The following is a 13,339-nucleotide window of genomic DNA, read 5'->3' as shown; positions in this document are numbered from 1 at the left end:
CCCCCTTCCAGCAGGCACGCGGGCCGTCGCGCGAGGCGGCCGGGGGTCGTAGGGCCTTGACGAACGGCACGTCGCGCGCGATTCTCAGGACGCGTCCCGGACGCGCCGCCACATCGATCCTCCGTCTGAGGCATGGATCGAGGGCGGAGAGGGAAGTATCGTCATGCGCTTCCGGCGCGGGGCTGGCGCCGGGCGGGCGCCAGGCGTTGAGGAACAACAGGATCCCGGAGGGAGAGATTGGTATCGCACCGGTCTCGGGAAATCCGCTCTGGACATCAGTGGGCCAAGTGGCTACACTGACCCTTTGCGCTGCCTGTTAGCTGCCCTCTGCCCGTCACCAGGGGCATGCCCACTTCCGAGCACAGCTGATGGAAACCCCCTGAGCTGGGATTTCTCTCCTTTGTACGGAGTGGGACCGGTACGCGCGTAGTGAGTCCGAGCCCTCGGAAGGACCCCCTCTTGGCCGCCTCGCGCAACGCCTCGACCGCCAATACGAACAACGGCGCCAGCACCGCCCCGCTGCGCATCTCTTTTGCGAAGATCAAGGAGCCCCTCGAGGTTCCGAACCTCCTTGCGCTGCAGACCGAGAGCTTCGACTGGCTGCTCGGCAACGCCGCCTGGAAGGCTCGCGTCGAGGCTGCGCTGGACAGCGGTCAGGACGTCCCCACCAAGTCCGGTCTGGAGGAGATCTTCGAGGAGATCTCCCCGATCGAGGACTTCTCCGGGTCGATGTCGCTGACCTTCCGCGACCACCGTTTCGAGCCCCCGAAGAACTCCATCGACGAGTGCAAGGAGCGCGACTTCACGTACGCGGCCCCGCTCTTCGTCACGGCTGAGTTCACCAACAACGAGACCGGTGAGATCAAGTCCCAGACGGTCTTCATGGGCGACTTCCCGCTCATGACGCCCAAGGGCACCTTCTGCATCAACGGCACCGAGCGTGTCGTCGTCTCGCAGCTGGTCCGTTCCCCCGGTGTCTACTTCGACTCCTCCATCGACAAGACGTCCGACAAGGACATCTTCACGGCCAAGATCATCCCGTCCCGGGGTGCCTGGCTGGAGATGGAGGTCGACAAGCGCGACATGGTCGGTGTCCGCATCGACCGCAAGCGCAAGCAGTCCGTCACCGTCCTCCTGAAGGCTCTCGGCTGGACCACCGAGCAGATCCTCGAGGAGTTCGGCGAGTACGAGTCCATGCGCGCCACCCTGGAGAAGGACCACACCCAGGGCCAGGACGACGCGCTGCTCGACATCTACCGCAAGCTGCGTCCGGGCGAGCCGCCGACCCGTGAGGCCGCGCAGACGCTGCTCGAGAACCTCTACTTCAACCCCAAGCGCTACGACCTCGCGAAGGTCGGCCGCTACAAGGTCAACAAGAAGCTGGGCGCCGACGCCCCGCTCGACGCCGGTGTCCTGACCGTCGACGACGTCATCGCGACCATCAAGTACCTGGTCAAGCTGCACGCCGGCGAGGTCGAGACCCTCGGCGAGAACGGCACGTCGATCGTCGTCGAGACCGACGACATCGACCACTTCGGCAACCGTCGTCTGCGCAACGTCGGCGAGCTCATCCAGAACCAGGTCCGCACGGGTCTGGCTCGTATGGAGCGCGTCGTCCGCGAGCGGATGACCACCCAGGACGTCGAGGCGATCACGCCGCAGACCCTGATCAACATCCGGCCGGTCGTCGCCTCCATCAAGGAGTTCTTCGGCACCAGCCAGCTGTCCCAGTTCATGGACCAGACCAACCCGCTGTCGGGTCTGACCCACAAGCGCCGTCTGTCGGCGCTCGGTCCGGGTGGTCTCTCCCGTGAGCGGGCCGGCTTCGAGGTCCGTGACGTCCACCCGTCGCACTACGGCCGCATGTGCCCGATCGAGACGCCCGAAGGCCCGAACATCGGTCTGATCGGCTCGCTCGCCTCCTACGGCCGTGTCAACGCGTTCGGCTTCGTGGAGACCCCCTACCGCAAGGTCGTCGAAGGCCAGGTCACCGACGAGGTGCACTACCTGACCGCCGACGAGGAGGACCGCTTCGTCATCGCCCAGGCGAACGCCGCCCTGGGTGACGACATGCGCTTCGCCGAGGCCCGCGTGCTGGTCCGTCGCCGTGGCGGCGAGATCGACTACATCGCGCCCGACGAGGTCGACTACATGGACGTCTCGCCGCGCCAGATGGTGTCGGTCGCGACCGCCATGATCCCGTTCCTCGAGCACGACGACGCCAACCGCGCGCTCATGGGATCGAACATGATGCGCCAGGCCGTTCCGCTGATCAAGGCCGAGGCGCCGCTGGTCGGCACCGGCATGGAGTACCGCTGTGCGGTCGACGCCGGCGACGTCATCAAGGCCGAGAAGGACGGTGTCGTCCAGGAGGTCTCCGCCGACTACGTGACGGTGGCCAACGACGACGGCACGTACAACACCTACCGGGTGGCCAAGTTCTCCCGCTCGAACCAGGGCACGTCCTTCAACCAGAAGGTCGTCGTGGACGAGGGCACCCGCGTCGTGGCCGGCCAGGTGCTCGCCGACGGTCCGTCCACGGACGAGGGCGAGATGGCCCTCGGCAAGAACCTGCTCGTGGCGTTCATGCCGTGGGAGGGTCACAACTACGAGGACGCGATCATCCTGTCGCAGCGCCTCGTCCAGGACGACGTCCTCTCCTCGATCCACATCGAGGAGCACGAGGTCGACGCCCGTGACACCAAGCTGGGCCCCGAGGAGATCACCCGGGACATCCCGAACGTCTCCGAGGAGGTCCTCGCCGACCTCGACGAGCGCGGCATCATCCGCATCGGTGCCGAGGTCGTGGCCGGCGACATCCTGGTCGGCAAGGTCACCCCGAAGGGTGAGACCGAGCTGACCCCGGAGGAGCGTCTGCTCCGCGCGATCTTCGGCGAGAAGGCCCGTGAGGTCCGTGACACCTCGCTCAAGGTCCCGCACGGCGAGATCGGCAAGGTCATCGGCGTCCGCGTCTTCGACCGCGAAGAGGGCGACGAGCTGCCGCCGGGCGTGAACCAGCTGGTCCGCGTCTACGTCGCGCAGAAGCGCAAGATCACCGACGGTGACAAGCTCGCCGGCCGTCACGGCAACAAGGGTGTCATCTCCAAGATCCTTCCGGTCGAGGACATGCCGTTCCTCGAGGACGGCACCCCGGTCGACATCATCCTCAACCCGCTCGGTGTCCCGTCCCGAATGAACCCGGGACAGGTCCTCGAGATCCACCTCGGCTGGCTCGCCAGCCGCGGCTGGAAGGTCGAGGGCGACGAGGACTGGATGAAGCGCCTCCAGGCGATCGGCGCCGACGAGGTCGCGCCGGGCACCAACGTCGCGACCCCGGTCTTCGACGGCGCCCGCGAGGACGAGATCGCCGGTCTCTTCGAGTCCACGATCCCCAACCGCGACGGCGAGCGCCTGGTGCTCCCGTCCGGCAAGGCCCGGATGTTCGACGGCCGCTCCGGCGAGCCGTTCCCGGACCCGATCTCGGTCGGGTACATGTACATCCTCAAGCTCCACCACCTGGTCGACGACAAGCTGCACGCCCGGTCGACCGGTCCGTACTCCATGATCACCCAGCAGCCGCTGGGTGGTAAGGCTCAGTTCGGTGGCCAGCGCTTCGGTGAGATGGAGGTGTGGGCGCTGGAGGCTTATGGCGCCGCGTACGCCCTCCAGGAGCTGCTGACCATCAAGTCCGACGACGTCACCGGCCGAGTGAAGGTCTACGAGGCGATCGTCAAGGGCGAGAACATCCCCGAGCCCGGCATCCCCGAGTCCTTCAAGGTGCTCATCAAGGAGATGCAGTCCCTCTGCCTCAACGTGGAGGTGCTGTCCTCGGACGGCATGTCCATCGAGATGCGGGACACCGACGAGGACGTCTTCCGCGCGGCGGAGGAGCTCGGTATCGACCTGTCCCGGCGCGAGCCGAGCAGCGTCGAAGAGGTCTGACGGGTCTGGCGGGGGGTTCCCTCCGGAACCCCCCGCCGTCCCCGGACCCCCAGACCACTGATGTAGAGCCCATACCTCGCTAGCGCGAGAGGGCACGACCCCTGAAAGAGGGATTGACGACAAGTGCTCGACGTCAACTTCTTCGACGAGCTGCGGATCGGCCTGGCGACCGCGGACGACATCCGAACCTGGTCCCACGGCGAGGTCAAGAAGCCGGAGACCATCAACTACCGCACCCTGAAGCCGGAAAAGGACGGGCTCTTCTGCGAGAAGATCTTCGGCCCCACCCGGGACTGGGAGTGCTACTGCGGCAAGTACAAGCGTGTCCGCTTCAAGGGCATCATCTGTGAGCGCTGTGGCGTCGAGGTCACGCGCGCCAAGGTGCGCCGTGAGCGGATGGGCCACATCGAGCTCGCCGCCCCCGTCACCCACATCTGGTACTTCAAGGGCGTCCCGTCGCGTCTGGGCTACCTGCTCGACCTCGCCCCGAAGGACCTCGAGAAGGTCATCTACTTCGCCGCCTACATGATCACGTGGGTGGACGAGGAGCGCCGCACGCGCGACCTGCCCTCGCTGGAGGCCCACGTCTCCGTCGAGCGCCAGCAGATCGAGCAGCGCCGTGACGCCGATCTTGAGGCCCGTGCCAAGAAGCTCGAGTCCGACCTGGCCGAGCTTGAGGCCGAGGGTGCCAAGGCCGACGTGCGCCGCAAGGTGCGCGAGGGTGCCGAGCGCGAGATGAAGCAGCTGCGCGACCGTGCGCAGCGCGAGATCGACCGCCTCGACGAGGTGTGGAGCCGCTTCAAGAACCTCAAGGTCCAGGACCTCGAGGGCGACGAGCTGCTCTACCGCGAGCTGCGTGACCGCTTCGGCACGTACTTCATGGGTGCGATGGGCGCCGCCGCGCTGCAGAAGCGCCTGGAGTCCTTCGACCTCGACGAGGAGGCCGAGCGCCTCCGCGAGATCATCCGGACCGGCAAGGGCCAGAAGAAGACCCGTGCGCTCAAGCGCCTCAAGGTCGTCTCCGCCTTCCTGCAGACCCGCAACAGCCCCAGCGGCATGGTGCTGGACTGCATCCCCGTGATCCCGCCGGACCTGCGTCCGATGGTGCAGCTGGACGGTGGCCGCTTCGCGACCTCCGACCTGAACGACCTGTACCGCCGCGTCATCAACCGCAACAACCGCCTCAAGCGTCTCCTTGACCTCGGTGCCCCCGAGATCATCGTGAACAACGAGAAGCGCATGCTTCAGGAGGCCGTCGACGCGCTCTTCGACAACGGCCGTCGTGGTCGCCCGGTCACGGGCCCCGGCAACCGTCCGCTGAAGTCGCTGTCCGACATGCTCAAGGGCAAGCAGGGTCGATTCCGTCAGAACCTGCTCGGTAAGCGCGTCGACTACTCGGCCCGTTCCGTCATCGTCGTCGGCCCGCAGCTGAAGCTGCACCAGTGTGGTCTGCCCAAGGCCATGGCGCTGGAGCTCTTCAAGCCGTTCGTGATGAAGCGCCTGGTCGACCTGAACCACGCGCAGAACATCAAGTCGGCCAAGCGCATGGTCGAGCGCGGCCGCACCGTCGTGTACGACGTCCTCGAAGAGGTCATCGCCGAGCACCCGGTGCTGCTGAACCGTGCGCCCACGCTGCACCGCCTCGGCATCCAGGCCTTCGAGCCGCAGCTGGTCGAGGGCAAGGCCATCCAGATCCACCCGCTCGTCTGCACCGCGTTCAACGCGGACTTCGACGGTGACCAGATGGCCGTCCACCTGCCGCTCTCCGCGGAGGCGCAGGCCGAGGCCCGCATCCTGATGCTGTCCTCGAACAACATCCTCAAGCCGGCCGACGGCCGTCCGGTCACCATGCCGACCCAGGACATGGTGCTCGGTCTGTTCTTCCTCACCACCGACGAGGAGGAGCGCAAGGTCATCGGCGAGGGCCGGTCCTTCGGCTCGGTCGCCGAGGCGATCATGGCGTTCGACGCCCGGGAGCTCTCGCTCCAGGCGAAGGTCGACATCCGCTTCCCGATCGGCACCGTTCCGCCGCGCGGCTGGGTTCCCCCGGTCGCGGAGGAGGGCGAGCCGGAGTGGCAGCAGGGTGACAGCTTCCGCCTGCGCACCACCCTGGGCCGCGCGCTCTTCAACGAGCTGCTGCCCGAGGACTACCCGTTCGTCGACTACTCGGTGGGCAAGAAGCAGCTCTCCGAGATCGTCAACGACCTGGCCGAGCGCTACCCCAAGGTCATCGTGGCGGCGACGCTCGACAACCTGAAGGCGGCCGGCTTCCACTGGGCGACCCGTTCCGGCGTCACCGTGGCCATCTCCGACGTCGTCGTTCCCGAGGCGAAGAAGGAGATCGTCAAGGGCTACGAGGCGCAGGACGAGAAGGTCCAGAAGCAGTACGAGCGCGGTCTGATCACCAAGGACGAGCGCACGCAGGAGCTCATCGCGATCTGGACCAAGGCGACCAACGAGGTCGCCGAGGCGATGAACGCGAACTTCCCCAAGACGAACCCCATCTTCATGATGGTTGACTCGGGTGCCCGAGGAAACATGATGCAGATGCGGCAGATCGCCGGTATGCGTGGTCTGGTGTCGAACGCGAAGAACGAGACCATTCCGCGACCCATTAAGGCGTCGTTCCGTGAGGGTCTCTCCGTGCTGGAGTACTTCATCTCCACCCACGGTGCCCGTAAGGGTCTCGCGGACACCGCCCTGCGTACCGCCGACTCGGGTTACCTCACCCGTCGTCTGGTCGACGTCTCCCAGGACGTGATCATCCGCGAGGAGGACTGCGGCACCGACCGCGGCCTCAAGCTGGCGATCGCCGTCAAGGGCGAGGACGGCGTCCTGCGCAAGACGGACGACGTGGAGACCAGCGTCTACGCCCGCATGCTGGCCGAGGACGTCGTCGTCGACGGCAAGGTCATCGCGCCGGCCAACGTCGACCTCGGTGACGTGCTCATCGGCCAGCTCGTCGCCCACGGCGTCGAGACGGTCAAGACCCGCTCGGTCCTCACCTGTGAGTCCGCGGTCGGCACCTGTGCCTACTGCTACGGCCGCTCGCTGGCGACCGGCAAGCTGGTGGACATCGGTGAGGCGGTCGGCATCATCGCCGCCCAGTCCATCGGTGAGCCGGGTACCCAGCTGACGATGCGTACCTTCCACACCGGTGGTGTGGCCGGTGACGACATCACCCAGGGTCTGCCCCGTGTCGTCGAGCTCTTCGAGGCCCGTACGCCCAAGGGTGTCGCCCCGATCTCGGAGGCGGCCGGCCGCGTCCGCATCGAGGAGACCGAGAAGACCAAGAAGCTCGTCGTCACTCCGGACGACGGCAGCGACGAGACGGCGTTCCCGATCTCGAAGCGTGCCCGTCTGCTGGTCAGCGAGGGTGAGCACGTCGAGGTGGGCCAGAAGCTCACCGTGGGTGCCACCAACCCGCACGACGTCCTGCGCATCCTCGGCCAGCGCGCCGTCCAGGTGCACCTGGTCGGCGAGGTCCAGAAGGTCTACAACTCGCAGGGCGTGTCGATCCACGACAAGCACATCGAGATCATCATCCGGCAGATGCTCCGCCGCGTGACGATCATCGAGTCCGGCGACGCGGAGCTGCTGCCGGGCGAGCTCGTGGAGCGCTCGCGCTTCGAGTCCGAGAACCGTCGTGTGGTCACCGAGGGCGGTCACCCCGCCTCCGGCCGTCCGCAGCTGATGGGTATCACCAAGGCCTCGCTCGCCACCGAGTCCTGGCTGTCGGCGGCGTCCTTCCAGGAGACGACCCGGGTTCTGACCGACGCGGCGATCAACGCCAAGTCGGACTCCCTGATCGGCCTCAAGGAGAACGTCATCATCGGTAAGCTCATCCCGGCCGGTACGGGTCTGTCCCGTTACCGCAACATCCGGGTGGAGCCCACCGAGGAGGCGAAGGCCGCGATGTACTCGGCCGTCGGTTACGACGACATCGACTACTCGCCCTTCGGCACCGGCTCCGGCCAGGCGGTTCCGCTGGAGGACTACGACTACGGTCCGTACAACCAGTAAGCCGTGCGAACGCTCACAGGGCGGTCACCCTCCGGGGTGGCCGCCCTGCGGCGTCTTCTCGGTGCGGGCGCGGGCCCGGATGGGCGATCGTGTCGCGGATCCTCGCGATCTCGGTCTCCACGTCGCGGTAGCGGTCGGGCAGGAAGCGGCTCGGATCGAGGGCCCGCCCCGCGTCCCGCTCGCGCAGGGCGTCCGCGGCGGCGTGGAGCCGGGCCTCCAGGGCGAACCCTGCCGGGCGCCGCCGGGTCGGACCAGGCCGGCCTCACGCAGGGCGGCCGCGAGGGCGGCGTGGGTGCGCTGACGGACCGGGGCGAGGGCCTCCCGCGTCCGGAGGAGCGTGGCCTCCCGCTCGGCGAGCTCCCGCGTCACACGCCTCGACGCGCCGGCTGAGCTCGGTGAGCCGTCCGAAGGCCGGCCCCGGCCTCAGGTGCGTGTCGTCCGTCTCGCGGACCAGGCTCTCCAGAGCCGCCCCGTCCGCCGCGGGGCCCCGGCCCCGCAGCGCTCTCCTCCAGCCCCCCACAGGGCCCTCCCCCTTGCCGCCACGGCCGTGACGTTCGCAGGAGTGATCCTGTGTAACCGCTCGGTAGTCACCCGTTGGACGGAAGGGGAGGCCGCGAACTGCGACATATGCTGCACATCGGGTCGTCCACCGCGTGTGCATTTGTTTTGACCGCAGCCCATGCTGTAGGTACGCTCTGACCTTGTGCCTGGGGTGTCCCTGGGCTCTCGTGCGTGCCTTCAACCGTGCGAGGAGCCCGGAGCCGAGCGCTTCTCAACGCTCGGGGACACCGAAATCTGCACCGACCCGCCTATGGCGGAGCGGTCCGCAGCCTTCGACACACCCGACCGCGTGGGTCGGCCGTCACCCCCAGGTTAGTTTTATCGTGATCGGCACACAGAAACCGGAGAAACGGTGCCTACGATCCAGCAGCTGGTCCGGAAGGGCCGGCAGGACAAGGTCGAGAAGAACAAGACGCCCGCACTCGAGGGTTCGCCCCAGCGTCGTGGCGTCTGCACGCGTGTTTTCACGACCACCCCGAAGAAGCCGAACTCGGCGCTCCGTAAGGTCGCGCGTGTGCGTCTGACCTCCGGCATCGAGGTCACCGCTTACATTCCGGGTGAGGGCCACAACCTGCAGGAGCACTCGATCGTGCTCGTGCGCGGTGGCCGTGTGAAGGACCTGCCGGGTGTTCGCTACAAGATCATCCGCGGTTCCCTCGACACGCAGGGCGTCAAGAACCGTAAGCAGGCTCGCAGCCGCTACGGCGCCAAGAAGGAGAAGTAAGAATGCCTCGTAAGGGCCCCGCCCCGAAGCGCCCGGTCATCATCGACCCGGTTTACGGCTCCCCCCTGGTGACGTCGCTCATCAACAAGATCCTCCTGCACGGCAAGCGCTCCACCGCCGAGCGCATCGTGTACGGCGCCATGGAGGGTCTGCGCGAGAAGACCGGCAACGACCCGGTCATCACGCTCAAGCGCGCGCTCGAGAACGTCAAGCCGGCTCTCGAGGTCAAGTCCCGCCGTGTCGGTGGCGCCACCTACCAGGTGCCGGTCGAGGTCCGTCCGGGCCGCGCCTCCACCCTGGCGCTGCGCTGGCTGGTCGGTTACTCCCGCGCCCGTCGCGAGAAGACCATGACCGAGCGCCTCATGAACGAGCTGCTGGACGCCTCGAACGGTCTCGGCGCCTCGGTCAAGAAGCGTGAGGACACGCACAAGATGGCCGAGTCCAACAAGGCCTTCGCGCACTACCGCTGGTAGTCGCTACCCCCATCGAGAACCGAGAGAAGACTGAGCCATATGGCCACCACTTCGCTTGACCTGGCCAAGGTCCGCAACATCGGGATCATGGCCCACATCGACGCGGGCAAGACGACCACCACCGAGCGGATCCTGTTCTACACCGGCGTCTCGTACAAGATCGGTGAAGTCCACGACGGCGCTGCCACGATGGACTGGATGGAGCAGGAGCAGGAGCGCGGCATCACGATCACGTCTGCCGCGACGACCTGCCACTGGCCGCTGGACAACGTCGACCACACCATCAACATCATCGACACCCCGGGCCACGTCGACTTCACCGTCGAGGTGGAGCGTTCGCTGCGCGTGCTCGACGGTGCCGTGACGGTGTTCGACGGCGTCGCCGGTGTTGAGCCGCAGTCCGAGACGGTCTGGCGTCAGGCCGACCGTTACGGCGTGCCGCGCATCTGCTTCGTGAACAAGCTGGACCGTACCGGTGCCGAGTTCCACCGCTGCGTCGACATGATCGTCGACCGCCTGGGCGCGGTTCCGCTGGTCATGCAGCTGCCGATCGGCACCGAGGCCGACTTCAAGGGCGTGGTCGACCTCGTCCAGATGAAGGCTCTGGTCTGGTCCGCCGAGGCCGCCAAGGGCGAGATGTACGACGTCGTCGACATCCCGGACACCCACGTCGAGGCTGCCGAGGAATGGCGCGGCAAGCTCCTTGAGGGCGTCGCCGAGCACGACGACGCCATGATGGAGCTCTTCCTCGAGGGCCAGGAGCCCTCCGTGGAGCAGCTGATGGCGGCCATCCGTCGCATCACGCTGGCCTCCAAGGGCGGCGCCGACTCCGTCACGGTCACCCCGGTGTTCTGTGGCACCGCGTTCAAGAACAAGGGCGTCCAGCCCCTGCTCGACGCGGTCGTGCGCTACCTGCCGTCGCCGCTCGACATCGAGGCCGTTGAGGGCCACGCGGTCAACAACGCCGACGAGGTCGTCAAGCGCAAGCCGTCCGACGACGAGCCGTTCGCGGGTCTCGCCTTCAAGATCATGAGCGACCCGCACCTCGGCAAGCTCACCTTCGTCCGGGTCTACTCGGGCCGCATGGAGGCTGGATCCCAGGTCCAGAACTCCGTGAAGGGCAAGAAGGAGCGCATCGGCAAGATCTACCGGATGCACGCGAACAAGCGTGAGGAGATCGACTCGGTGGGTGCCGGCGACATCGTCGCCGTCATGGGTCTGAAGCAGACCACCACCGGTGAGACCCTCTGCGACGCGGGCAACCCGGTGATCCTCGAGTCGATGGACTTCCCGGCTCCGGTCATCCAGGTCGCCATCGAGCCCAAGTCCAAGGGCGACCAGGAGAAGCTGGGTGTCGCCATCCAGCGTCTGGCCGAGGAGGACCCGTCCTTCCAGGTCCACACGGACGAGGAGACGGGCCAGACCATCATCGCGGGTATGGGCGAGCTGCACCTCGACGTGCTGGTCGACCGTATGAAGCGTGAGTTCAAGGTCGAGGCCAACGTCGGCAAGCCGCAGGTCGCGTACCGCGAGACGATCCGCAAGGCCGTCGAGCGTATCGACTACACGCACAAGAAGCAGACTGGTGGTTCCGGCCAGTTCGCCAAGGTGCAGATGGCCATCGAGCCCCTTGAGGGCGACGGCTACGAGTTCGAGAACAAGGTCACCGGTGGCCGCATCCCGCGGGAGTACATCCCGTCCGTGGACGCCGGTTGCCAGGAGGCCATGGAGTTCGGTGTTCTGGCCGGCTACCCGCTGACCGGCGTCAAGGTGACGCTGCTCGACGGTGCCTTCCACGACGTCGACTCCTCCGAGCTCGCGTTCAAGATCGCCGGTTCCATGGCGTTCAAGGAGGGTGCTCGCAAGGCGTCCCCGGCTCTGCTCGAGCCGATGATGTCGGTCGAGGTCACCACCCCCGAGGACTACATGGGTGACGTCATCGGCGACATCAACTCCCGCCGTGGCCAGATCCAGGCCATGGAGGACCGTCACGGCGCCAAGCTCGTCAAGGGCCTGGTTCCGCTGTCGGAGATGTTCGGCTACGTCGGAGACCTCCGCAGCAAGACCTCGGGTCGCGCAAGCTACTCGATGCAGTTCGACTCCTACGCCGAGGTTCCGCGGAACGTCGCCGAGGAGATCATCGCGAAGGCCAAGGGCGAGTAAGGGGCTCTCGTCTCCGTAGACGAGGCTCACGCCTTAGGCTTGACACCGGCTGTCGGGGCATACCGCCGCAAACCGTGAGGACTCAGGTCCTCTCCTGCGCGGCGGCTGCCCCGGCGGACGGCACCCCAGCAAAGATCCCTGGCGCCGACCGAATCTAGGCGTACAGAACCACTCCACAGGAGGACCCCAGTGGCGAAGGCGAAGTTCGAGCGGACTAAGCCGCACGTCAACATCGGCACCATCGGTCACGTCGACCACGGTAAGACCACTCTTACCGCGGCGATCACCAAGGTGCTGCACGACGCGTACCCGGACCTGAACCCCTTCACGCCGTTCGACGAGATCGACAAGGCGCCCGAGGAGCGTCAGCGCGGTATCACGATCTCGATCGCGCACGTCGAGTACCAGACCGAGTCGCGTCACTACGCCCACGTCGACTGCCCGGGTCACGCGGACTACATCAAGAACATGATCACCGGTGCCGCCCAGATGGACGGCGCGATCCTCGTGGTCGCCGCGACCGACGGTCCGATGCCGCAGACCAAGGAGCACGTGCTCCTGGCCCGCCAGTCCGGCGTTCCGTACATCGTCGTCGCCCTGAACAAGGCCGACATGGTGGACGACGAGGAGATCCTGGAGCTCGTCGAGCTCGAGGTCCGTGAGCTCCTCAACGAGTACGAGTTCAACGGTGACGACGCTCCGGTCGTCCGCGTCTCCGCGCTGAAGGCGCTGGAGGGCGACAAGGAGTGGGGCGAGAAGCTCCTCGGCCTGATGAAGGCCGTGGACGAGAACATCCCGCAGCCCGAGCGTGACGTCGACAAGCCGTTCCTGATGCCGATCGAGGACGTCTTCACGATCACCGGTCGTGGCACCGTCGTCACCGGTCGTATCGAGCGTGGTGTCCTCAAGGTCAACGAGACCGTCGACATCATCGGCATCAAGACCGAGAAGACCACCACCACGGTCACCGGCATCGAGATGTTCCGCAAGCTGCTCGACGAGGGCCAGGCCGGTGAGAACGTCGGTCTGCTGCTCCGCGGCATCAAGCGCGAGGACGTCGAGCGCGGCCAGTGCATCATCAAGCCGGGTTCGGTCACCCCGCACACCGAGTTCGAGGCCACGGCGTACATCCTCTCCAAGGACGAGGGCGGCCGCCACACCCCGTTCTTCAACAACTACCGTCCGCAGTTCTACTTCCGTACGACTGACGTGACCGGTGTTGTGACCCTCAAGGAGGGCACGGAGATGGTCATGCCCGGCGACAACGCCGAGATGTCCGTTTCCCTCATCCAGCCCGTCGCGATGGAGGAGGGCCTGCGCTTCACCATCCGTGAGGGCGGCCGCACCGTCGGCGCCGGCCAGGTCACCAAGATCAACAAGTAAGTCCGCTTGCTTGAAGGTCTGACCTTGAAGGTCTGAAAAGGCCCGCACATCCTCGGATGTGCGGGCCTTT

General features: G+C 66.5%; 6 protein-coding genes. All 6 read left to right on the top strand.

Annotated elements, in window-relative coordinates; translation table 11 throughout:
• Positions 1–459 precede the first annotated feature (459 nt).
• Positions 460–3,942, top strand: coding sequence for a DNA-directed RNA polymerase subunit beta (rpoB, locus tag CYQ11_RS13430; RefSeq protein WP_099199414.1), 3,483 nt, complete (start codon positions 460–462; stop codon positions 3,940–3,942).
• Positions 3,943–4,065: 123 nt separating this feature from the next.
• Entirely contained in the window at positions 4,066–7,965 is a 3,900-nt protein-coding gene (locus CYQ11_RS13425) for a DNA-directed RNA polymerase subunit beta' (protein WP_099199415.1), read from the top strand.
• Positions 7,966–8,878: 913 nt separating this feature from the next.
• Positions 8,879–9,250, top strand: coding sequence for a 30S ribosomal protein S12 (gene rpsL, locus CYQ11_RS13420; protein ID WP_003948652.1), 372 nt, complete (start codon positions 8,879–8,881; stop codon positions 9,248–9,250).
• 2 nt (positions 9,251–9,252) lie between these two features.
• Positions 9,253–9,723: a 30S ribosomal protein S7 gene (rpsG, locus tag CYQ11_RS13415; RefSeq protein ID WP_004950419.1), complete on the top strand. Its 471-nt coding sequence runs from the start codon at positions 9,253–9,255 to the stop codon at positions 9,721–9,723.
• Positions 9,724–9,762: 39 nt separating this feature from the next.
• On the top strand, positions 9,763–11,886 hold the full coding sequence (fusA, locus tag CYQ11_RS13410; RefSeq protein WP_099199416.1) for an elongation factor G: 2,124 nt from the start codon (positions 9,763–9,765) through the stop codon (positions 11,884–11,886).
• A 189-nt stretch (positions 11,887–12,075) separates the two neighbouring features.
• Positions 12,076–13,269 carry an elongation factor Tu gene (gene tuf / locus CYQ11_RS13405; protein ID WP_099199417.1) on the top strand — a complete coding sequence of 398 codons (1,194 nt, stop codon included), beginning with the start codon at positions 12,076–12,078 and terminating at the stop codon, positions 13,267–13,269.
• The last annotated feature ends 70 nt before the right edge of the window (positions 13,270–13,339 follow it).

Source organism: Streptomyces cinnamoneus (genome assembly GCF_002939475.1).
Taxonomy (GTDB): domain Bacteria; phylum Actinomycetota; class Actinomycetes; order Streptomycetales; family Streptomycetaceae; genus Streptomyces; species Streptomyces cinnamoneus_A.
This window is presented reverse-complemented; position numbering and strand designations above follow the sequence as displayed.